Raw genomic sequence first — 22,215 nt, 5'->3', positions numbered from 1 at the left:
GGCTAACCTGATAATCGCTTGCGTGGAGTTAACCATCGGCCGTCACTACCTGTTCACCGGTTAGACCGAAACGACGTTGGCGAACATTAAAATCATCTACGGCTAATTGAAACACATCTTCATTGAAGTCGGGCCATAGAACGTCGGTAAAATACAGTTCAGCGTAAGCACATTGCCAAAGCAAAAAGTTGCTAATACGGTGCTCGCCACCAGTGCGAATAAGAAGGTCTAACTCAGGAAGGTTAGCTGTTGAAATGTGCGCATCAAGTGCGTCTTCAGTAATACTTTCTACTTCTAAATCGCCGCTTTTAACTTGCATAGCAAGCTGTTGAGCTGCGTTTACAATATCCCATCTACCGCCATAGTTTGCGGCAATGTTTAAGACCAAGTCTTTATTGTCTTTGGTCATGTCTTCCGCTTTTCGAATTTTTTCGACTAGCTTGGCATCAAATGCCCCAACATCACCAATAACCTTTAAACGTACACCATTTTTGTGTAATCGTTTTGCTTCGCTGTTAAGCACAAGGTTAAATAGTTCCATCAAAACACTAACTTCTTCTTCGGGACGCTTCCAGTTTTCACTTGAAAACGCGAATAGCGTCAGTGATTCAATGCCGTTTTGACGTGCAAAGCGCACAACAGAACGAACAGATTCTACCCCGGCTTTATGACCAAAAGTACGAATTTTCCCTTTCTTTTGCGCCCATCGACCATTGCCATCCATAATGATAGCAACGTGCTTCGGGCCAGCAGTCGCTGCTGGCGCCTCGGCTTTTGTCGATTTGGCTGCGCTTAAACGCTTTCCAATCATAATACTGACTTATACTTCCATTAGTTCTTTTTCTTTGTCAGCAAGCATGCTGTCAACTTTCTTAATGAAATCGTTAGTAATAGACTGAATATTTTCTTCTGCTGCACGGCTCTCATCTTCACTGATCTCTTTCTCTTTAAGAAGATCTTTAATGTCACCGTTCGCGTCTCGACGGATGTTACGGATAGCTACACGACCACCTTCCGCTTCGTTACGTACAACGCGAATAAGGTCCTTACGACGCTCTTCGGTAAGTGGAGGAAGCGGTATACGAATTGAACCACCGGCGCTCATTGGGTTTAAGCCCAAATCTGACTGCATAATGGCTTTTTCAACTGCTTGAATAGCACTTTTGTCGAATACCGTCAGCGCAAGTGTGCGGCTGTCTTCTGCAACTACGTTAGCCACTTGTTTTAGCGGTGTGTCTACACCGTAATAAGGTACCATGATGCCATCTAGAAGGCTTGGATGCGCACGACCTGTGCGAATTTTGCTGAATTGGCCTTTAAGAGAAACCAGGCTTTTTTCCATGCGCTCTTGCGCATCTAATTCAATTTCATCAATCACGATTTGTATCCTATTGTTCTTAATTAATCGTTGTCAGCGTGGCGAATAACAGTACCTTCTTTTTCGCCCATCACAACACGTTTTAGGCAACCTGGCTTATTCATGTTGAAGACGCGAATTGGCAAGCTGTGATCGCGCGCCAAAGTAAACGCTGACAAGTCCATCACTTTAAGTTCTTTTTCTAGCACTTCTTGATAAGTCAATTCGTCATAAAGCGTTGCTTCCGGGTTTTTAACCGGATCATCACTATATACACCGTCAACTTTCGTCGCTTTTAAAACGGCATCAGCTTCAATTTCGATACCGCGTAAGCAGGCCGCTGAATCGGTAGTGAAAAACGGATTACCTGTGCCCGCAGAGAAGATAACAACGCGTCCCGACTTAAGAAGACTGATAGCTTCTGCCCAATTGTAGGCATCGCACACGCCATTTAGCGGAATAGCTGACATCATACGAGCATTAACAAATGCACGGTGAAGCGCGTCGCGCATGGCTAAGCCATTCATAACGGTAGCCAACATTCCCATGTGATCGCCAACAACGCGGTTCATGCCCGCCTTTGCCAAGCCTTCGCCACGGAACAAGTTACCACCACCAATAACAAGACCAACTTGAACACCAAGTTCAACCAGCTCTTTAATTTCTTGTGCCATTCTATCTAGCACTTTAGGGTCTATGCCAAAGCCTTCTGCACCCATAAGGGCTTCACCACTAAGTTTTAACAAAATGCGTCGGTATGCTGATTTTGGTGTGATACTCATAGTTTGAATTGTCCTCGTAAACCCGTTTTGTCCTATGTCTTTCATTAAATCACTGGTGCAAAAAACATAGGACAAAGCGCTTTCGTTTGTCAGGCAGGCGCGTACTCGTCTAGCCTAGCTTCACACTTACACGCTGCAATGGCAACACTAAAGACGTTTAGCTATAAAAAAGCACCTCCTAAGAGGTGCTTTGTAGTTTATCTAACTATTGCTTAATGCAAAAGATAAACACTCAATTATTTCTTAGCAGCTTCCATTTGAGCAGCTACTTCAGCAGCGAAGTCTTCAGTCTTCTTCTCGATACCTTCACCCACTTCGAAACGTACGAAGTTGATAACGTCTGCGCCGTTGTTCTTAAGAAGTTCAGCTACAGAGATTGAAGGATCTTTAACGAAAGGCTGACCAGTCAAGCTCACTTCACCAGTGAACTTCTTCATGCGGCCTGCAACCATTTTCTCAGCGATATCAGCTGGCTTACCAGACTGGATAGCGATTTCGATTTGGATTTCTTTCTCTTTCTCAACAACTTCTGCTGGAACGTTTTCAGGCTTAACGAACTGCGGGCTTGCAGCTGCAACGTGCATTGCAACGTCTTTCGCTAGCTCTTCGTCACCGCCAGTAAGGATAGAGATAACGCCAATGCGGCCGCCGTGGATGTAAGCGCCTAGTGTATCGCCTTCAACGTTGATAACGCGACGAGGAGAGATGTTTTCGCCAATTTTAGCAACAAGTGCGTCACGCGCTTCGCTAACTTTAACGCCGTTCATGTCAGCGTCATTAAGCGCTTCGATGTCGTTAATGTTATTAGCTGCTGCTACTTCTAAAAGCTCGTTACCGAACTTTAGGAAACCTTCGTCACGAGCAACAAAGTCAGTTTCACAGTTTAGTTCAAGCATAGTCGCACGACCCGCTTCAACTTTAGTAAGGATTACACCTTCAGCTGCGATACGGCCTGCTTTTTTAGCTGCTTTCGCTTGACCTGATTTACGCATATTTTCAATGGCTAACTCAATGTCACCATCGGTTTCAACCAGGGCTTTTTTACAATCCAGCATACCTGCGCCAGTACGTTCGCGCAGTTCTTTTACTAGTGCTGCAGTCACTGCCATTTTTCAATTCCTCAGCATTAAATTTTAAATTCGTTAGGTAAAAGGGGCGATGTCGCCCCCTCAATACGTTTCGTATAATAGCGCTGTCATATTATCTTGATATGACAGCAAGCAATCAGAATTACTCTGCCGCTTCTACGAAGTCGTCTTGCTCAGCTTGTACTTCGAGGTTGCTTTCACGACCTGAATTAATAGCGTTTGCAGCAGCATCCAAGTAAAGTTGGATAGCACGGATAGCATCGTCGTTACCAGGAATGATGTAATCAACACCGTCTGGGTTAGAGTTAGTATCTACAACACCAACAACAGGAATACCTAGGTTGCGCGCTTCAGTGATAGCAATGTGCTCGTGATCTGCGTCGATAACAAAGATCGCGTCAGGAAGACCGCCCATGTCTTTGATACCGCCAAGGCTGTTTTCAAGCTTGTCCATTTCGCGCTGAAGCATAAGTGCTTCTTTCTTAGTTAGCTTCTCAAACGTACCGTCTTGAGCTTGTTGCTCTAGATCTTTAAGACGTTTGATTGACTGACGTACTGTTTTCCAGTTAGTCAGCATACCACCTAACCAACGCTTGTTTACGTAGTACTGGTCGCACTTAAGAGCAGCGTCTTTAACTGCTTCGCCAGCGGCGCGCTTTGTACCAACGAAAAGGATTTTACCTTTCTTAGACGCAACACCTGAAAGGTAGTTAAGTGCGTTGTTGAAAAGTGGAACCGTTTTTTCAAGGTTGATGATATGAACTTTGTTGCGTGCGCCGAAGATGAAAGGCTTCATCTTTGGGTTCCAGTAACGAGTTTGGTGACCGAAATGCACACCTGCTTTCAGCATGTCACGCATAGAAACATTAGCCATTTTATTTTCCTCTTGGGGTTAGGCCTCCATATACCCCTTGTATCGATTCAGACCAACCTAAGTTGAACTGAACACCCCGATACGAAGTGTCGGTATATGTGTGTTTTAATAGAATAAATTTACCCTCTAAAACGGTGCAAAATGCACGTAGCAAAATGAGCTTTCCGTCAGGGCGCGCGCTTTATACCACATTCCCACCTGAGCCTCAAGTTTTGAGGGTAAAAAGCTAAGGTTTGGTGCAATACGACTTAAGAAAGTGTAGCCCCGTCAACCACCTTGCGTAACGCGCTACCGGAGAACAAATAAAAGCCATCAATATCATAACCTTACTAAGAATGGCCCGAATGGTGTTATAATGCGTAAGCAATCAATATTCTTCATAAAACTAGTTTCAAACGATTTGAGAGGCGCTGTGACAGCTATTATCAAAACCCCAGAAGAAATCGAAAAAATGCGCGTAGCCGGTAAACTGGCTGCCGAAGTGCTCACCATGATAGAGCCTTATGTAAAGAAAGGCGTTACCACTGATGAGCTGAATACTATTTGCCACGACTACATAGTAAATGAGCAAAAAGCGGTACCCGCGCCTTTAAACTATGGCCATCCGCCTTTTCCTAAGTCTATTTGTACGTCTGTAAACCACTGTATTTGTCACGGTATCCCTTCTGACAAGAAACTGAAAGACGGTGACATCATAAACATCGATGTTACGGTTATAAAAGACGGCTACCATGGCGATACATCAAAAATGTTCGTGGTCGGTAAGCCTTCGATTCTTGCAGAACGCCTAATTCGCGTTACCCAAGAATGCCTATATAAGGCTATTGAGCAAGTGAAGCCAGGCATGCGACTTGGTGATATTGGTCATATATGTCAAACTCACGCAGAAGCGCATAACTATTCAATTGTTCGTGAGTACTGCGGCCACGGCATTGGTGCTAGCTTCCACGAAGAACCACAAATTGTTCACTACGGTAAACCAGGCACGGGGGACGTGTTAGAGCCGGGTATGTGCTTCACTATCGAGCCTATGGTAAACGCAGGAAAGCGCTACTCAAAAGTGCTGCCAGACCAGTGGACCGTGGTGACGAAAGATAGAAGTTTAAGTGCTCAATGGGAACATACGCTTTTGGTCACTGAAACTGGCGTTGAGATTCTTACGCTTCGCGAAGAAGAAACCTTGGAGCGCGTCATTTCTCACGGGTAAAACGACTTCGACAATATTGATAACGGGCTACTTTTGCGCGTTATTTATTGCAAGTTTGTAAAGTGAAGTCCAATGGATTTTTATAAAGCGGTTGTTGAGTAAACGGCCGCTTTTTTACATCATTCGCAAGCTTCAATCCGAACGCTCAAATTTCGATAGTATGCCTTCTGCTTCCCTTTCGTTTATTGCGCTACACACCTATAACAAAAAACCATAAATATTCACAATTCAACCTAACTTATGCATTAATTTGCTACTGCGCACTGCTACCAATTCATGTTATTGTTCTTAGCGTCTAAAAAGAAGTCTATTTCAAAGGTGTATTTTGACGCTGCAATCACTGATAAAGAATATCGACACAATCAGCTCTGTTGATGAAATTCCCGCCATTAAGTCGTGCGTGGAAGCCAGCTATGCTTGGATAACAGAGTCCTTCGACACTACACCGGTTAATCAACTTGTCACCGGTCGTGCACAATTCGTCGATGCGTTACTTTGTCATCTTTGGCAGCTATATGGTTTAGATACTGTTGACGAATTATCGCTTTGCGCCGTTGGTGGTTACGGTCGTGGTCACCTGCAACCTCACTCAGACATCGATTTACTCATTGTTAGCAGAAAGAAGCTTAAGCCCGATGTGCAAGAAAAAATTGGAATGTTCATCACCCTTTTATGGGATATCAAATTAGATGTCGGCCAGTCGGTTCGTACCATCAAAGAAACGGTTAAGCTAGCAAAAGACGATATTACGATTGCAACCAATTTGGTTGAGAGCCGATTACTTTGCGGTAGCGAAGCCACCTTTGATAAATTGTGGGATGAAGTTAACGGTCGAAACTCATGGTCAAGCAAAGCGTTTTTCTCAGCCAAGTATGAGGAGCAGAAAAAGCGCCACGCAAAATTTAACGGCACCGCGTACAACCTTGAACCTAATATCAAAGAAAACCCCGGATGTCTGCGTGATATTCAATCTATCGGTTGGGTAGCAAAAAAGCATTTTAAAGAGTACGACGGCTGGAATTTAGTAGGCCACGGGTATTTTACCGAGCAAGAACACAGCGAGCTAATAGCTTGTCGCATGCACCTTTGGAAAATGCGCTGTGCACTACACCTGGTTGCTAGCAGAAGTGAAAACCGATTGCTTTTCGACTACCAACCCGACGTTGCAAAAATGATGGGGTACGGCGAAGAAGGTAAATCGTCTGTCGAGAAAATGATGCGCGACTTTTTCCGTACCGTGGCGCGGGTATCTGAACTGAATCAAATGCTGCTTCAACGCTTCAAGTACGACATGCTGAATCAAAGTGTTCAGAAAAGCGTGATCATAAACGAAGATTTCGAACTGCTCGATAATATGATTTCGCCACGACACGAAACCGTATTTTCATCACCCGAAGCTATCTTAGATTTTCTGCATTTGGTGGCAAACACACCAGAAGTACAAGGCCTCAGCACGATTTGTATCCGTCAGCTGCGCAACGCCCACCGGGCTTTTGAAGCAGAGTACTATGTAGAGCGCCCGTTGTGTCGCGAAAAGTTCATGCGCTTAATGAGACAGCCTGAGTTTTTTGATTTTGCATGGGACATCATGCATCAGTATGGTATTTTACAAGCTTATCTTCCTGAGTGGGATGCTATTGTTGGCATGATGCAGTTTGACCTGTTTCACGCCTACACGGTAGACGAACACACTCACCGATTAGTAAAACATGTAAATTACTTCTTCTCAAAAGCCAATAAAGATTTCCCGCGATGTGGCAGAATTTGTAGAAACCTCGATAGACCAGAAGTACTTTATATCGCGGCTATTTTCCACGACATCGCAAAAGGTAGAAACGGCGATCATTCCACGCTGGGTGCCCAGGATGTGGCAAAGTTTTGTCAGCAACACGATGTTCCCAATGACGACGCAGAAATGATTGCGTGGCTAGTGGAAAACCACCTACTAATGTCAGTGGTGGCTCAACGCCGTGACATTTACGATCCTGACGTTATAAGCGAGTTTGCTGGCGCGGTAAGGAGTCACAATCACCTTAATTTGCTTTATACGCTAACCCTTGCCGATATTCGCGCCACCAATGATAACCTTTGGAACGATTGGAAAGCATCTTTGCTTCGCGAGTTATATTTAATGACGCAAAAGGCATTGGATAATGGACTGCAATGCCAGGTAACACTGAACGAGCGAGTAACCACTCACAAACATCAGGCAAGACAAATATTGCAGGAGCGCGCCATAGAGTCGGTTGCCATCGACGCATTATGGGCCCGCCTTGACGATGATTACTTTGTTCGCTTTAAGCCTACGCAAATTGCATGGCATACCGATGAAATAATCAAGGCTCAGAATGAATGGCTTACACCAGAACACAATGGTCTGTTAGTTAAGGCCAACGATAATAGTGCTAAAGGCGGCACTGAGGTGTTTGTTTACGGCAAAGACAGAAAAGCCTTGTTTGCGCAGGTCGCATCAGTGCTTGACAGTCGCAACTGTTCAATTCACGACGCCCACGTCACCGTAACCCGAGACGGCTATGTATTCGATAGCATGCTCATTCTTGAAAATGATGGTAGTCGCATAAGCTCAGAATCCCGTATTGCGTCTATTGAGAATGCCATTTCTGCCCAACTTGAAAAGCCGGGGCGTTCACACGAAAATAAGCGAAAGTTACCTCGACAAATGAAACAACTAGACGTGCCTACCAAGGTACGTTTTTTCAATATCAACGATGAAGCTACACTTATTGAGCTAGAAGCCCTGGACGCTCCAGGCATTTTGGCTAAAATTGGTCACGCATTCGTTGATACTAATATGACGCTTAAGCTTGCGAAAATTGCCACTATTGGCGAGCGAGCTGAAGATATTTTTATCGTCAGCAATGAGGCTGGCAAAGCATTAACCCAAGAACAACAGGTGAACCTTAAAAAGCGTATCCTGTTTAAACTCGACCAACTTGAAGATATCACAATACCATGAATGAATTGAAAGCCATCATTGAAGACGCCTTCGAAAATCGCGATAGCATTAGCCCTTCATCTGCACCTGATGAAGTAAGAGATGCAGTGGCCCAAGCTATTGACCTTTTAAACACAGGTAAAGCGCGCGTTGCCGAAAAAATTGCTGGCGAATGGGTCGTCCATCAATGGCTTAAAAAAGCGGTTCTACTTTTCTTCCGCCTTCACAACAACGATGTAATTGAAGGTGCTGAAAGTAAGTTTTATGACAAAGTACCGCTTAAATATACTAACTACACTGCTGAGCAGTTTGCAGCTGATGGCGCACGTATTGTTCCGCCAGCAGCGGTACGTACGGGTACTTTCGTAGGCAAGAATGCCGTTGTTATGCCTTCTTACGTAAACATTGGTGCGTTTGTTGACGAAGGCACTATGGTTGATACGTGGGCAACGGTCGGCTCTTGTGCACAAATCGGTAAAAATGTTCACCTTTCAGGTGGTGTAGGCATTGGTGGCGTACTAGAGCCACTACAAGCCAACCCAACGATCATCGAAGACAACTGCTTCATCGGTGCCCGTTCTGAAATTGTGGAAGGTGTTATCGTTGAAGAAGGTTCTGTTATTTCAATGGGCGTGTACATCGGTCAGAGCACTCGTATTTATGACCGCGAAACCGGTGAAATTCACTACGGCCGTGTACCAGCAGGTTCAGTAGTAGTAGCCGGTAACCTGCCTAGTGCCGACGGTAAATACAGCCTTTACGCAGCCATTATCGTGAAGAAAGTGGATGCGAAGACCCGCGCTAAAGTAGGAATTAATGCGCTACTTCGCGGCGTGGAGTAAGCAGTGTTACTGACTTATCGCTTAGGACTCGGTTTAGTTTTAGTTAGCCGAGCCACATGCAAAAAGAGTTACACATAAAAAGAGGCGCTTATGCGCCTCTTTCTAATTGTAATCAAAGTATTTCTAAGGTTTAAGCCAATAGTTTATCCTTAATGGTATTAACCCACTCTACTACGTCTTTTTCGGGCTCTAGGGTTTCAATCGCGTCAACCTCTAACATATCGGCAACTGCGTTGCCTCGTAGTTCGGTAAGTAGCGCTTGAAACTGTTTACCTGCACCACAGAAACTTTCGCCATAGCTGCTATCGCCTAGGGCTGCCACCGCGAATGGTTTGCCGGTTAGCATAGGCGATTCGTCTTTTAAATCTGAAAACACAAACTCTAAGTTTGGCGGTACATCGCCCTGTCCTGTTGTAGAGGTGATGATCAAAAGTGCGTCAGCATCAGTGAAATCCGCAACCGACGGGTCGCTTTCTAGTGAGCAATCCACGCCCTGTTCAGCTAAGTTCTCTTCCACCTGCTCAGCTACGTGTTGTGCGTTACCGTAAACTGTACCCGCAATAATTTTCAATGTTGCCATTTTTACCTCTTAAACCAATGATCATCGCCTTTGTCGGCAGGCGGAAATTCTTACTATTTTATCAACCTAAACGCTAAACGGCGTTAATTTTTCAAGCCATAGTCGCATTTCACTGTGCATCTGTGAATTAATGGTTACCCACTTTCCAGTGACGGGATGAGAAAAGCCCATGTGAGTACAACTTAAGGCCAAATTATTAAAATTAAAGTGTTGCTTGGCGAATTTGTTTTGTTTGCCGTCCCCGTGAGTTGTGTCGCCGATTATGGGGTGTCGAATATGAACCATGTGTCTACGAAGCTGATGTTTGCGCCCAGTACTAGGTGAAAGTTTCACTAACGAATATCGGGCGCTTTGGTATTTTCCTACAGGCTCAGGCACTTCGAATTTTGCTACAGACTGGTACATAGTTGACGCGGGCTGTGGCGGCTGTTGCGGACGCTTATGCTTATCGGCAATTTTGTCGTAACGGTATTTTAGCGCGTAATCAATATAGCCGGTGTGGTGCACAAAACCGCGAACAATGGCGTGATACGCTTTGACCACTTGCTTGTCCATCATTTGCTGCCCCAATCTTGCAGCTATTTCTGAGTTAAAACTAAATACCAACACACCGGATGTGGGCCGGTCTAATCGGTGGGCTGGATATACATGCTGACCAATTTGGTCTCTAAGTGTCTGCACTGCGAACACCGTTTCGTGTCTATCAATCGGGCTTCTGTGTACTAGTAGACCTGGCGGCTTTTCAATCGCGATGATATGTTCGTCTTGGTACAACACAGGTAAATGAAGAGCGTTAACACTATCTTCCTCACCAACGTCTACCTTTCCTATTATTTGCTCATCTGAATGCACAGTTAATTGGCCTTTTTAAATCGTTCCGCATTGTGCGTTGTGTTTGCTCACCCAATGTATCCATTGGCAATGTTATCAATTTTTTGTAGCTGGGAAAGCGTGCGCTGATTCGCCGATGATAGGTATATTTGTGCTGCAGGCGCAATTTGCATAGGCGGCAGAGGCTTCTCTTGCGATAACAAGATGCGCAATTTGGGAATAAAAATAAAAGCCAACCAACTCTCAAACGCTAAACAGTCGACAGCAAAAGGAACCGCACTTTCCATAGCAGTTTTAAGGTCTTGCTCAGCAGGCATTTTCTTAGGCCAAACACCATCTTTTTCCATAACAGTTTCTAACTGCTCCAATGCCCTAACAAGTGCAATGTGACAGGCACGACTCTCTTTACTCACAGCAACTCCGCAAAAAAACGCTTCTATTTCGAAGCGCGCAGTATATCAGGGGCTAAAGGTCAACATAAGTCTGCGTGTCTTATCGTTGAAATTCATCTGCTGTGATACCATTATTCGTGTTTGTTGGCGGTCACTCATAGAAGTCCCCCATACATAGATTTGCCCACTGACAAATTTTAATTAAAGCAGTATTTTGGAACGAGTTATGAGCGCTAACAGTATTAATTCTATCAGCGAGTTTTTGTTACATGCAGGCACTGAATACCAGGTTTTTGATTTAGGTCGTCGCCTTGAACCCACCGATAGTCAGACTTTTCTAGAAATAGAAAACGGCAGTGCTTACGCACCCTACCCTCGTCAGCAGCACGCGTGGTTCGGCATCGTCTTTTGGAATAAAAACGCATCCACGCAACACTATATTTGGTTTGTGAAACTGCCGCTTGATGAGCAAGGTTTAGTGGTTGCCGCTGCAAGGAATCATTTTCTAGAAATTATTGTCGATGCACTAGGTCAGTCTGTTGCTGAAGATACTGAAAACGCGCAAACATTGCCTGATAATCCTTATTCGTTTGTTCCCAATCAATCGCAACTCGCTCAATTTAACGGATTAGTCAAACGCACCCTAAACCAGCCTTTAAGTGAAGATGCGCAAAAAGTGGAGGCCTACATTCAAGCCCCACAACTCGTTGACTGGCAGCAAATACCCATGCAAAGCGTGGCCGACTTTGTACAAAGCCTAAGCCATCACCCCAAACAAGACGGGTTAACGCAAGCAATTGAAACCAACACTTCACTCTACTCACAGGTTTTTCTTAACACACTGATGGAAATGAGCGAAAGCGTTTCTCTGCCTGAAAATCTATTAACGGCGTATTTATTTGAGATAGATAAAAGTGATGACATCAATTTAGCCGCGCTGAGAGGCACGTCAGAAGGTAGTTTTCACCCTACCATCAACAACAAACTACTCGAACTATTAAAAAGCGAAAAGTCGCAAAGACTTGATATTTTAAGCGTTATTGCAGCACGCCATTTCGACCAAATGGAACCACTGCTACTTAGTGCCTTTTTAGAGCAGGTGGCAAACGTTGATGAAAAAGAGGGACATAAAGGCGCCTTATTCGCAGGGTTCTTTTCGGATTTAGTGCAAATCCCGAAATTACGCAGACAAGTGCTAACACTTCTGCATTCCAAAGCCCCCCCACAGATTCTCAGCAATGCGTTTCAACAGTTGTTTGCACAAGCGAGAAAATAAATGACGTTACTTGAATTGGTGGTGTGGTTGGTTATTGGATTTACTGGCTATCAGTTTTGGCGCATTAGAGCCATTTCCGAGCAAACAAATGCATACTTAAAGCAATACTGCGATAAGCACAACTTACAGTTACTGAGTGTGGCGAGAACAAAAACACGGTTTTCATTCAAATATGGCAAGCCTGATTGGCACAGTGTATTCAACTTTGAGTTTTCGAGTAATGGAGAGGACCGATATACCGGCGAAGTTGAATTGATAGGAGTAAGGGTTATGCGAACAGAAGTGCCGCCCCATAGGGTTTGAGCAAATATAACAGAAGGCTCGAAGGCTTTTAGCCGCCCATAAATTCCAAAAAAAAGGGGAACCTGACGGCTCCCCTTTTTCCTGGAATTTTGAGTATCCTTCTCCGCGATCCTTTGCGACTAAAATCTTCCCGATTAAAATCCGTATACGCCCCTTTCCATCTACTCTCGCGCCTTCCTGTGCGAGCTACCCTTCCATGCGTAGGTCCCTTTCCTTTTGTCCTAAGCTACTGTACATCCTTCATACAGCGTTCCTCTTCCTGAGGCTGTCCTTGTCAGACTCCGCTGACGCTCCCTTCCTTCGTTCCATTTTTCGCTGCACATCCTGTTACAGCTTTGCTAATCCGTTAGCATGTCCCTCTTTCGTCCCTGGTTTGCTCGTCCATGTAAACTAGAAGTTCCTTGATGGCAACCCTGCCGTTGGCTTCATGCCTCTAGCTCCTTGCTAGCTTTAGTCCCTTTATCCCTGCAACGTCCTATACGTGATGTCCTATCTCGTCTCTCGTCCATGAATTCCCTTATTCCCTATCAAATCCGTTTTCAACGTCCGTTTAATGCAGAATCCTATCTGCTTTCCCTTCCCTTCACTCACTGCCTTGTGAGAGTCTCATCCTTAAGTTGTCCTAACTTATTCCGTTGATGATTCCTTACTCAATCCGTGACTCGTCGTGTTTCCTTGTGACATGTTCATAGTATCCCTTCCAATTATTACCGCCATATTGAATTACAGAGATTTAAGAAAAATTTTTGTACGACTTTTGACTAAATAAAAAAACTTCAATGTAATCAACAGCTTTATACTTTAGTATAAATTCTTCTTTCACGATTTAAGTAAGATCACTCACAGCGTTTGTAGGAAATGTCTTACAAACGCTATGGTAAATTTGGTGCAGAGGTTGGAATTACTTATGGTGGGGTTTTAATAAAGCTGTCTCATCGAAAAAAGCATCATTTCATCCTAAACATTACGTCGCCGTTCACATGAGAAAGGCTGAGTTGCCCCACAACCTGATAATTGTCATCGTTAAAGAAAGCACGATGTTTTTCTATAGTCACAAATACTGAAACGCCTTCGCTTTTTGCATCCTCTTCTACCACGCTATCAACAGCACCTAGCAATACATGCCCTAGCCCATGATGTTGATAATCAGGATGAACCGCGATGAAACTTAGCATGTGGAAATTGTCGGCGGGTACTAATGAGCGTACTTTTTCTTCTTTTTCTAACATTTGCTTGGTGCCAAACAGGCCTGCTGTCAAAAGCATTCGCAATCTCCAGTGCCAGTAACGCCCTGAACCAAATGCCGCATCAGGCGCGGTTAAACATGCAACGGCGATAAGCCTGTCATCATCAAATAAGCCAATCATGGGCTGCTCCGCTACCCAAAATGCGTTGAGCTCTTCGCGGATGGCCGATCTTAGACGGCTTTCATATCCTTCTTTTTCTGCTTGGAAAATATCAATAAATAAAGGGTCGTCTACGTACGCATTGTATAGAATGGAGGCGGCAACTTTGAGATCATCTACACACAGATAGATGGCTTTAACCGTGTCATGCAGCGGGGCTATTGCATTGTTAATGGTATCAGTATTCATGAGGGGCTCCTTGTACGCAAAGTTTTCGGTTTCTTTTGCCCATCTAAACAATACGGGCAAAGTGGACGTTAGCGCACAACTTTTACCATTGCGCCAACAACCCACTTAAACTGTATAAACTTTAGCCTACGCGAAAAGCCCCGACTTGTTAACTTTTTATTAACACGTTGGATATTACAGTAATTTCAACATCCGTCGTAAATTACCAATAAAAGGCTTAATTAGTGCATCAAACTATAAGCGCTGTCACCCCAACCTATCAAATTACCGTTTCTGAAAACTAAAGGTGTGCACTCGTCCTTTGTGGTAATACCGTCACCCATGGTTTTTTGAGTACGGTAATAAAGTACGCGATATGTTCCATCTTGCTTCTCGAACAGTTCGTTGAAATCCGCTACGCCCATTTTTCTTAGCACACTTTCGTAACTTTTCCCTGTTTCAAGATTCGCTATATGTTTACGATTGTTAAACTCTCTATCTTCCCAATCAGCACTGTAGTGACTGTCCGATCCACCACCTACTGATACGACACAGCCAGAAAGTAAAACTGAAGATGCCAAAGCTACAGAAAGAAGAACCGTTTTCATGTGAATTCCTTATTTATGTTGTTTTTATTTGATACTACGCCTACTTTGTGAACCAACACTGAATAGACATTAATATACTCATATTATTCGTGCAAAAACCACTACGCTTGTTAGTGATAACGTAATTTATGACTGATTAAACAAGAATAGGGCCAAAAAATTAAACCATTGATTTTTATATCTATTTTTATTTTTTCTTTTCCCGTTAACTTTTAGGTATAGTGAAATGAGTTATTTTTTAGTGAAATTGACTACATATACAAGCTACACTGAGGCGATTCTCAACCTTGAACCATTTTCGTATTATGAGTAATTCTAACTTACAGCAACTTCACTTATTGTGTGTTCAAATGCACAAACAAGGTAAAACGCCGTCAGTGGCCATTCTACGTGCCAAAGCGCCCTTTAAAGTATCAGTAACCGAAGCCATTGAAGCGCTCAAGCGGTTTCACGCACATAAGCCTAAGTTAGATGTACCTAACGAAGAAAACGTATTACAACAAAACCACGCCACCACAACAGAGCAGTCAAACAATTTGAACACACGGGTCGACGTTTTGGAAAAAGAAGTAGCAGCTCTTAAACAAGCACTACATCAAATTATTAGCGCTCAATAGCTTAGCGTTTTGCAAACCGGTAATTTTAGGCCTGATTAACGCCATTTAAAGTGATATTGTCATATAGTGGGTGTAAGTTGCTCAAGAAAAGCCGAAAGGGAAGGCGCAAGGATTTGAGTAGGTTCTCTGCCTACCTGCTCTAGTGCAACTTCGCCACTTTCGTTAACAACGGTTAGAACAAAATCTTCTTCGTCGGTTAACCCAAAAAACAATGTTGGCCTTTGCTTGAGTCTTTGCTTCATCAACAAGTGCCCAATTAAGTTTTGCTGTAATCGCTCGAAATCTTCGTTATTAAAAACTTGAAGTAATTCACAACGACCTTGCGGAGCAGTAGCCTTTAAATTATCGCTGTAGTAACGAGTAAAATACTCGCAGTAGTCTGGGTTTAGCTTTAGCGATAGCGCCTCTTCAACATTATTGAAAGACTGCCGAGGCGATTGAAGCGTTGGAGACCATCTAACCAGATCACCATCTTGCGCCGACATTTCATAGCACGGCGAGGGCCACTCGCTATCATATGCAATCTTTAACCCTTCCCCCTTGGTGTGTTCGACATAAGATGATACAAATTTATCTAATTGTGCGGAAATTGTTAGAGCCATTATGACGTTACCTGCGTATTTTTGGGGTACACTATACAACTAAACGGTTAAGTCAATACACGGGTCGCTTTTATACGCTGCACGGCTTTGTTTCGCTACTGCAGTTAGCTAATTTCAACCCCTCGTAGATGGATAAAAGGTTCTTATGTCGACGGACAACTCTCCTCAAAAAATTGTTATTTCTGCCCCCGATGATCTATCGTTGGGCAAACAGGTCGCTTATGAGTTTGAATATAATCCTGACTTGTTGCAAGGCGTACCGCGCAGTTTAAGTCGTGATACGTTGAACTTGGCTAGCTCAGTTTTACCTTTTGATGGTATCGATATCTGGACAGGATATGAACTTTCTTGGCTTAACCTAAAAGGTAAGCCCAATGTAGCAATTTTGGAGTGTCACGTTCCCATTACCTCGAAGCATTTAATTGAATCAAAATCATTTAAACTGTATTTGAATAGCTTTAACCAAACAAAATTCGCTTCTGTAAAGGACGTAGAGAAAGTATTACAAACTGATTTATCGGCGTGTGCAGGAGAATCTGTCGAAGTAAAACTCATTCTTCCAGAGCAATTTTCATCGCTACAGTTCAAAGAATTTGAAGGTATCTTGTTAGATAATCTTGATGTAGAAATCAGTCAATACTCCCCTAACACCCAATATTTAAATGTTGCTAACAACGAAATTGACGTCAAAGAGACGCTTGTTTCTCACTTACTTAAATCTAATTGTTTAATCACAAGTCAGCCAGATTGGGCTAGTATTCAAATTAGGTATGAAGGAAACGCTATTGAACACGAAGGGCTTTTGAAATATCTAATTAGCTTTAGGCAACACAATGAATTTCATGAACAGTGTGTTGAGCGCATCTACAACGACATCATGCAGCATTGTCAGCCAGATAAGTTAACCGTTTGCGCTCGTTACACGCGACGAGGAGGTTTAGATATCAACCCTTTCCGTTCAAATTATGAAGCGCCTTATGCTAATCATCGTCAGGCACGTCAGTAATATAACGATGAAGTATATACCAACGCTAACTAAGCCGCGGCAGTAATAGCGAATTAGAACTAAGACGAGATTATGGAAGCAAAACAACTACAAACGCTAAAACAAAATAACGCGCTTCTTTGTCAGTTTATAGTGAAGCTCTCAGCATTTTATGAGGGCTTCTCGGATAAGATCGATACTGAACTTAAGGTGTTGCGAGGCCACCTTTCTGGCACACCTAATTTCAGTCTAGCGGCGGTCAGTATTGAAAAACTCAATAAATCTCTACAGCACCAAGAGATAACGCTTAGAAAATACACTGTTGATACTGTTTCATCGCTAGAAGATGCGATGAAACAACTACAGAAAATTGTATTTGAAGATACTGAATTAAAAGGGTTAACCACGCAGGAATTGATTAAGTTAAATCAACCTGTGGGGGATATCTTCAGTATTTATAAACTCTATGCAAAAGCCATTGCACTTCACCGCATCGCGCTTAACAAAGAAATGGTTGGACTTGAGCCATCTGAAACCACAGAAACTAAGCCCAATAACAATGAAAGCGCACCGGCTCGTTCAATTAAAGATGATAACCCTCACTACCGCTCTATATTGGTTGAACTTAATCATTTAATTACTTCATATGCGCAGAAAAAGCCAAATGATCCTCAACTCAATGATATAAAACAACGTCTTGATGAAGGCATGGATGAAGACAAGCTACTGAAAAGCTGCGTTGTGATTTTACGCATGATCGTGCAAGACGCCATGTCAGAGGCGAGCATAACGGGAAAAGTGATTCAAAGCCTTCATCGCTCATTAGGTGAAGTGAGTAACGATGTAAATAACTCTATTCAAGGTAGCCAAGCCCAATTCAAGCAGCGCCAAGCGGGTAATGAGCAGCTCAAACGTGAAATAACTCACATAGAAGAAGCCGTATCAGAAAGTCATTCCCTTGAAGTACTTAAAGAGCAGACACAGTTTCGCGTAGAAAAGCTTGTGGCTACGTTAAGTGAGCAGCAAAGTAACGACCAACAAGGTCAAGAAGCACTGATGGCATTGTTATCCTCTATGCAATCGCGAATAGATACCCTTCAGCAACAAACCAGTGTTTATAAGAAAAAACTGGCCGAACAGGCGATGCAAAGCCGAACTGATCCGCTAACACGACTGCCTAATAGACAAGCTTATAACGAAAGACTAGAAGCCGCTTTCACTAAGTTTAAAGAAAATGGTGACTTACTTGCGGTGGCTGTTGTCGATATTGACCATTTTAAGTCTATCAACGATAGATTCGGGCACGCTGCGGGCGACAAAACCCTGCAAGTAGTGAGCAAGTTCTTAAAGCAAAGTCTGTCGGAAAATGACTTTATCGCAAGGTGGGGAGGAGAAGAATTCGTAATGCTGCTGCCTCAGGCACAGATGACTGATATTGATAACAAGCTTAATGAAGTTAGAACTAAACTTGCCACAATGCCGTTCAAATTTAAACAAGAAAAAGTAAAAGTCACCGCTTCTTTTGGCGCAACGTGTTTCAATGACAATGATACGACCGAAACGGTTTTCGAACGCGCCGACGAGTACCTCTATAAAGCAAAACGAAACGGACGCAACCTCGTAGTTACTGATTTAAGCACTGACTTATAGGAAGTAAAAATATGAAGAAAGTGCAGCTTAACCCTGTTGGCTGGATGAGCCAGCTGTCACAAGTAGAAGTTTCTCGCCTTCAAGACGCGACTAACAGCGAGCTCTTCGCTATGTTTAGAAACTGCTGTCTTGCAGTATTAAACAGCGGTGTTGACGAAGACAATTTTGAAGCACTTTTTGCTCCCTATGAGAATTTCGAAATAAAGCTCATTCGTCGTGAGCGAGGCGTAAAAATAGAACTTGTTAATCCTCCTGAGGTTGCTTTCGTTGACGAAAAGCTTGTACGTGGTGTGCACGAACACTTGTTTGCCGTACTTCGAGATTTGCTTTACATGGGGAACAAGTATGCCTTTCTTCATCAAACCGCACCGGCTGAAGGTAACGACATCACCGACATGGTATTTGACATGCTGCGTCATGCCAAAGCACTTGAAGGTAACGATGGCGTAAACACAATTGTTTGCTGGGGTGGGCACTCCATTAATCAAGTGGAATACAAGTACACGAAAGAGGTGGGCTATCAACTTGGTTTGCGTGACATGAATATTTGCACAGGGTGTGGCCCCGGCGCGATGAAAGGTCCAATGAAGGGCGCTACTATTGGCCATGCCAAACAGCGCCACAAAACAGGTCGTTACATTGGTATTTCTGAGCCGAGTATTATTGCCGCCGAGCCCCCCAACGCCATTGTAAACGAACTCATTATCATGCCCGATATCGAAAAGCGTTTAGAGGCGTTCGTTAGGCTCGGACATGGAATTATCGTGTTCCCAGGTGGTGTAGGCACTGCCGAGGAACTATTGTATCTACTTGGCATTTTGATGAATGAGCGCAATTCGCAGCAACCTTTTCCTTTCATCTTAACGGGGCCAGCCGGTAGTGAAGAATACTTTGAAGCCATTGATGCTTTTGTGGGAGCAACACTGGGCCCAGAGGCACAGTCAAAATACCAAATCATCGTGGATGACCCAGAAGAAGTAGCGCGCACCATGAGTAAACACCTTGAAAAAGTAAAGAAATTCAGAGGTGCTATGGGCGATGCATTCAGCTTCAATTGGTCGTTGAAGATTGAGCAAGATTTCCAACAGCCCTTTATTCCAACGCATGAGAGTATGGCCGCGCTCCAGCTGCATCTAGACCAAAGCAAAAGTGATTTAGCGGCCAATTTACGCAAAGCGTTTTCCGGCATTGTTGCGGGTAACGTTAAAGCAGAAGGCATTGCTCAGATAAAAAAACACGGGCAGTTTGAACTCACCGGTGATAGCACACTGATGGATAAAGTTGATACGCTACTCGAGTCATTTGTTAAACAGCATAGAATGAAGCTACCGGGTAGCGCGTACGAACCGTGTTATGTGGTAAAAAGCGATAAGAGAAATACTAAATAACACGGTATTGTGACGAGACGCATTTGCTTACGTTTACTACTTATGTTTGGTAGTCATTTTGCGGTACACTATCAAAGAGTATTGTTTAACGAATGAATGTAGTGCACATTTAGCCCCACATTCAGACCTCGAACTGTGTCGAGCTCTGATTTGCAGTAACATTCAAGCAAATAAAAACGAGAAGTAACGGTCATGAATACCAAGGTTATTCGTCTAATTTTAGCTGGCATCGCTCTTTATGCGGTGTTTGTTTTTATGGTTATCGCGCTCTATCCCGATAAGCCAGAGAATATGGATTGGAAGGACCGTGAAGAATACAACCGTGTGCAAATCACTAAGTTGAAGCTAGGTAGCACCCGAGAAGAAGTGTTAGCATTGCTTGGGTCGCCTGACATTACAGAAGCTAAGCGACAGGGTGCCACAGCTATTCAAGTTATGTTTTTTAGAACCCAGCATGTGCGGGCAGACGGTTTAACCACGCAAGACGAATGTACACCGTTGCTTTTCGAAAACGACAAACTTATTGCATGGGGTGAAGGGGCTTACTCCAGTTATCAAAAAAGTTAATAGGATGGGGAGTGAGCGACATCATTTCCACGCTTAAACGCCTAGTTCAGTTAGGTAATTCTGAACTTTCTGTCGAGGAGCATGTTAATCATTGGTTGAAAAGCGCTAAACGTATCCTGACTTTAGTTAATGCCAACCCTGCGCTTGCTGCAGCAACATTACATATTGATAACGACCTGCCCAAAGATACACAACATCTTTTATTACTCGCGCTGTTTGGCAAGCTTTGTCGGTTAAATGACCACTATTTGCAACATGTACTTGCGTCTTTACTTGCTTCGCTCTGGTTTTCAAGTAAAGGGGCATCGAGCGACCAAAAGGCCAATATCATTCGCTTTTTGCGGAAACATAATCTCTCGATTTGGCTAGATATTATCAAACTGCAAAACGCATTTCGGTCAAACAAGCCGATCAGCTATGTCGCAGACATTCGGCTTAACTTGATCCAAAGACTTTGTTTCCTTGCCAATGTCTTCGCAACCAAAAGAAAGAAAGCAGATTACCGTGAGGTTTTCACCCAGATTGTTTTTCGCCTTCCGGCGCATCATCGTTATCCTATCGCACCGCTTATCACCCTATTCGACTGTGTACTACCTGGTGCAAAGGTGTACGCGAACGGGATACCAGGCGCGTTAGTCGACATTCAGCAAGATCACGGCTACGTATTCATGCTTAGCCAAGACGATGAAGATGGAAAGTGGCTTCCTCTTTCGTCTATACACTCACCAGTTTCACGATCAATGCCGTTTGAACACTTCGTTGCTCTATATGCTGATACGGCTACTGCTAGAGTAAATCATGGCGGCACACCGTTTTTGCCTTCTACATTCGCAATTCAGCATCCCCCTAAAGCACTAATTTCCATTATTGACGAACTGCATAAACGTGATGTGGATATTGAACAGCTTTGCGAAAACATTGAAAGGGTGCCCACGTTTAATCACTTTTTGATGCACACTGCGAGTCAGGACAACCGGCTTCAGCTCCCAGTAAAAAACATCAAGCAGGCAGTTTTAACCTATGGCATTGAACGTGTAGGTGACATGCTTATTCAATTTGCCCTACTAGAACGATTAACGCAAAACCAGTTCCCACTAATGGGAATGTGTAAGCAATTAACCTTGTTAGCCTGTTCATTTTCAAGCTACTTTGCACAACTCGCCGATTCGAAGTTTTCTCCGCAATCTGCCGCATTAACGATGACCTTCGTTTGTACGCCTTTGTTCACGCTGCCAGGTTTTAAGGTGTCTTTGTCGTTACCTGTCGACCATAGCAAAGCGGTGTCTATTAACAATGCATTCAGGGTCAAATCTGACACCCCTTGGCTTGCTATCGCTTCAGAACTCGCTGGTAGTTGGCATCAAAGTTCGACATGGCGAGCCGTAATACATCAATGCAGTAAAGAAAGTACGGAGGTGCCAAAATCACTTCAAAAAGAACAAGTAATTCTGGTGTTAAGTTTTGCTCTGGCCAAAGCGTGTTTATTCAATAAGGATGTCTATTCATTACTACAGGACATCAGTATCAAAACACTTTTAAATATCTTAGGTATTCGAAGAGATGATGTAATAAACGCGTTAGACGCCAGTGGCCCCCTTCTGTTCTGTCCACTAGCTCTATAACGCCATTTACTTTTGAACATCGAACTCAGCTATTTAATTAATATTTACGAATGGCTATAACTTGTGCCAGGTATCGTATAAAATACGGCAACTTTTGCAGTGCTTAACCCTTTT

22 protein-coding genes are annotated in these 22,215 nt (G+C 43.6%); 11 read left to right on the top strand and 11 right to left on the bottom strand.

What is annotated here, in order from left to right; all coding sequences use genetic code 11:
* Positions 1-28 precede the first annotated feature (28 nt).
* The 5 genes from uppS to rpsB form a co-directional block, all read right to left on the bottom strand.
* Positions 29-811: a polyprenyl diphosphate synthase gene (gene uppS / locus V7R42_RS06255; RefSeq protein WP_334019328.1), complete on the bottom strand. Its 783-nt coding sequence runs from the start codon at positions 809-811 to the stop codon at positions 29-31.
* Between the two features lie 9 nt (positions 812-820).
* Positions 821-1,378: a ribosome recycling factor gene (frr, locus tag V7R42_RS06250; RefSeq protein ID WP_014948555.1), complete on the bottom strand. Its 558-nt coding sequence runs from the start codon at positions 1,376-1,378 to the stop codon at positions 821-823.
* Between the two features lie 23 nt (positions 1,379-1,401).
* Positions 1,402-2,139, bottom strand: a complete 738-nt coding sequence (gene pyrH / locus V7R42_RS06245; RefSeq protein ID WP_105932280.1) for a UMP kinase — start codon at positions 2,137-2,139, stop codon at positions 1,402-1,404.
* A 236-nt stretch (positions 2,140-2,375) separates the two neighbouring features.
* Positions 2,376-3,248: a translation elongation factor Ts gene (gene tsf / locus V7R42_RS06240; protein ID WP_334019327.1), complete on the bottom strand. Its 873-nt coding sequence runs from the start codon at positions 3,246-3,248 to the stop codon at positions 2,376-2,378.
* 121 nt (positions 3,249-3,369) lie between these two features.
* Entirely contained in the window at positions 3,370-4,101 is a 732-nt protein-coding gene (rpsB, locus tag V7R42_RS06235; RefSeq protein ID WP_334019326.1) for a 30S ribosomal protein S2, read from the bottom strand.
* Positions 4,102-4,513: 412 nt separating this feature from the next.
* Here rpsB and map point away from each other — a divergent pair, with 412 nt between their 5' ends.
* The 3 genes from map to dapD all read left to right on the top strand — a co-directional run bounded on the left by map (position 4,514) and on the right by dapD (position 9,106).
* Entirely contained in the window at positions 4,514-5,308 is a 795-nt protein-coding gene (gene map, locus V7R42_RS06230) for a type I methionyl aminopeptidase (protein ID WP_334019387.1), read from the top strand.
* Positions 5,309-5,633: 325 nt separating this feature from the next.
* A complete protein-coding gene (glnD, locus tag V7R42_RS06225; RefSeq protein WP_334019325.1) occupies positions 5,634-8,285 on the top strand; it encodes a [protein-PII] uridylyltransferase in 2,652 nt (883 codons plus the stop codon).
* Positions 8,282-9,106, top strand: a complete 825-nt coding sequence (gene dapD / locus V7R42_RS06220; protein WP_014997565.1) for a 2,3,4,5-tetrahydropyridine-2,6-dicarboxylate N-succinyltransferase — start codon at positions 8,282-8,284, stop codon at positions 9,104-9,106. The genes glnD and dapD overlap by 4 nt, the downstream gene beginning before the upstream one ends.
* Positions 9,107-9,236: 130 nt before the next feature.
* Here the strand turns inward: dapD and V7R42_RS06215 are convergent, their stop codons facing one another.
* The 3 genes from V7R42_RS06215 to V7R42_RS06205 form a co-directional block, all read right to left on the bottom strand.
* Entirely contained in the window at positions 9,237-9,686 is a 450-nt protein-coding gene (locus V7R42_RS06215; protein WP_334019324.1) for a flavodoxin domain-containing protein, read from the bottom strand.
* A gap of 66 nt (positions 9,687-9,752) precedes the next feature.
* Positions 9,753-10,538: a tRNA pseudouridine(65) synthase TruC gene (gene truC / locus V7R42_RS06210; protein WP_438823635.1), complete on the bottom strand. Its 786-nt coding sequence runs from the start codon at positions 10,536-10,538 to the stop codon at positions 9,753-9,755.
* Between the two features lie 47 nt (positions 10,539-10,585).
* Positions 10,586-10,930, bottom strand: coding sequence for a YqcC family protein (locus V7R42_RS06205; protein WP_334019322.1), 345 nt, complete (start codon positions 10,928-10,930; stop codon positions 10,586-10,588).
* 205 nt (positions 10,931-11,135) lie between these two features.
* Between V7R42_RS06205 and V7R42_RS06200 the strand changes: the two genes are divergently transcribed.
* On the top strand, positions 11,136-12,185 hold the full coding sequence (locus tag V7R42_RS06200) for a DUF3549 family protein (protein ID WP_334019320.1): 1,050 nt from the start codon (positions 11,136-11,138) through the stop codon (positions 12,183-12,185).
* Positions 12,186-12,488, top strand: a complete 303-nt coding sequence (locus tag V7R42_RS06195; protein ID WP_334019319.1) for a DUF3301 domain-containing protein — start codon at positions 12,186-12,188, stop codon at positions 12,486-12,488.
* Positions 12,489-13,435: 947 nt separating this feature from the next.
* Here the strand turns inward: V7R42_RS06195 and V7R42_RS06190 are convergent.
* Positions 13,436-14,083 (bottom strand): GNAT family N-acetyltransferase, encoded by a 648-nt coding sequence (locus tag V7R42_RS06190; RefSeq protein WP_334019318.1) that lies wholly within the window; start codon positions 14,081-14,083, stop codon positions 13,436-13,438.
* Positions 14,084-14,304: 221 nt separating this feature from the next.
* Entirely contained in the window at positions 14,305-14,670 is a 366-nt protein-coding gene (locus V7R42_RS06185) for a DUF3192 domain-containing protein (protein ID WP_334019317.1), read from the bottom strand.
* A gap of 305 nt (positions 14,671-14,975) precedes the next feature.
* On the opposite strand from V7R42_RS06185, the gene V7R42_RS06180 reads away from it, so the two are divergent.
* The gene (locus tag V7R42_RS06180) at positions 14,976-15,287 is read left to right on the top strand and encodes a hypothetical protein (RefSeq protein ID WP_334019316.1); all 312 of its coding nucleotides are present in this window, start codon (positions 14,976-14,978) and stop codon (positions 15,285-15,287) included.
* Between the two features lie 59 nt (positions 15,288-15,346).
* Here V7R42_RS06180 and syd read toward each other — a convergent pair whose 3' ends face one another.
* Positions 15,347-15,889 carry a SecY-interacting protein gene (gene syd, locus V7R42_RS06175; RefSeq protein ID WP_334019315.1) on the bottom strand — a complete coding sequence of 181 codons (543 nt, stop codon included), beginning with the start codon at positions 15,887-15,889 and terminating at the stop codon, positions 15,347-15,349.
* Between the two features lie 145 nt (positions 15,890-16,034).
* Here syd and queF point away from each other — a divergent pair, with 145 nt between their 5' ends.
* The 5 genes from queF (at position 16,035) to V7R42_RS06150 (ending at position 22,101) form a co-directional block, all read left to right on the top strand.
* Entirely contained in the window at positions 16,035-16,895 is an 861-nt protein-coding gene (queF, locus tag V7R42_RS06170) for an NADPH-dependent 7-cyano-7-deazaguanine reductase QueF (RefSeq protein WP_334019314.1), read from the top strand.
* 72 nt (positions 16,896-16,967) lie between these two features.
* The gene (locus V7R42_RS06165; RefSeq protein ID WP_334019313.1) at positions 16,968-18,524 is read left to right on the top strand and encodes a diguanylate cyclase; all 1,557 of its coding nucleotides are present in this window, start codon (positions 16,968-16,970) and stop codon (positions 18,522-18,524) included.
* Positions 18,525-18,535: 11 nt separating this feature from the next.
* Entirely contained in the window at positions 18,536-19,912 is a 1,377-nt protein-coding gene (gene ppnN / locus V7R42_RS06160; protein ID WP_334019312.1) for a nucleotide 5'-monophosphate nucleosidase PpnN, read from the top strand.
* A 192-nt stretch (positions 19,913-20,104) separates the two neighbouring features.
* A complete protein-coding gene (locus tag V7R42_RS06155) occupies positions 20,105-20,479 on the top strand; it encodes a DUF3192 domain-containing protein (protein ID WP_334019311.1) in 375 nt (124 codons plus the stop codon).
* 11 nt (positions 20,480-20,490) lie between these two features.
* Entirely contained in the window at positions 20,491-22,101 is a 1,611-nt protein-coding gene (locus V7R42_RS06150; protein ID WP_334019310.1) for a histidine kinase, read from the top strand.
* Positions 22,102-22,215 lie beyond the last annotated feature (114 nt).

Source organism: Alteromonas sp. S015 (assembly GCF_036864485.1).
In the GTDB taxonomy this organism is placed as follows: domain Bacteria; phylum Pseudomonadota; class Gammaproteobacteria; order Enterobacterales; family Alteromonadaceae; genus Alteromonas.
This window is presented reverse-complemented; position numbering and strand designations above follow the sequence as displayed.

Coding starts and splice junctions, on each gene's coding strand:
- ppnN (WP_334019312.1), top strand. CDS start 18,536: ATGAAGAAAGTGCAGCTTAACCCTGTTGGCTGGATGAGCCAGCTGTCA.
- V7R42_RS06185 (WP_334019317.1), bottom strand. CDS start 14,670: ATGAAAACGGTTCTTCTTTCTGTAGCTTTGGCATCTTCAGTTTTACTT.
- queF (WP_334019314.1), top strand. CDS start 16,035: ATGTCGACGGACAACTCTCCTCAAAAAATTGTTATTTCTGCCCCCGAT.
- V7R42_RS06200 (WP_334019320.1), top strand. CDS start 11,136: ATGAGCGCTAACAGTATTAATTCTATCAGCGAGTTTTTGTTACATGCA.
- V7R42_RS06190 (WP_334019318.1), bottom strand. CDS start 14,083: ATGAATACTGATACCATTAACAATGCAATAGCCCCGCTGCATGACACG.
- rpsB (WP_334019326.1), bottom strand. CDS start 4,101: ATGGCTAATGTTTCTATGCGTGACATGCTGAAAGCAGGTGTGCATTTC.
- pyrH (WP_105932280.1), bottom strand. CDS start 2,139: ATGAGTATCACACCAAAATCAGCATACCGACGCATTTTGTTAAAACTT.
- uppS (WP_334019328.1), bottom strand. CDS start 811: ATGATTGGAAAGCGTTTAAGCGCAGCCAAATCGACAAAAGCCGAGGCG.
- V7R42_RS06195 (WP_334019319.1), top strand. CDS start 12,186: ATGACGTTACTTGAATTGGTGGTGTGGTTGGTTATTGGATTTACTGGC.
- V7R42_RS06155 (WP_334019311.1), top strand. CDS start 20,105: ATGAATACCAAGGTTATTCGTCTAATTTTAGCTGGCATCGCTCTTTAT.
- V7R42_RS06165 (WP_334019313.1), top strand. CDS start 16,968: ATGGAAGCAAAACAACTACAAACGCTAAAACAAAATAACGCGCTTCTT.
- tsf (WP_334019327.1), bottom strand. CDS start 3,248: ATGGCAGTGACTGCAGCACTAGTAAAAGAACTGCGCGAACGTACTGGC.
- V7R42_RS06180 (WP_334019316.1), top strand. CDS start 14,976: ATGAGTAATTCTAACTTACAGCAACTTCACTTATTGTGTGTTCAAATG.
- syd (WP_334019315.1), bottom strand. CDS start 15,889: ATGGCTCTAACAATTTCCGCACAATTAGATAAATTTGTATCATCTTAT.
- V7R42_RS06215 (WP_334019324.1), bottom strand. CDS start 9,686: ATGGCAACATTGAAAATTATTGCGGGTACAGTTTACGGTAACGCACAA.
- dapD (WP_014997565.1), top strand. CDS start 8,282: ATGAATGAATTGAAAGCCATCATTGAAGACGCCTTCGAAAATCGCGAT.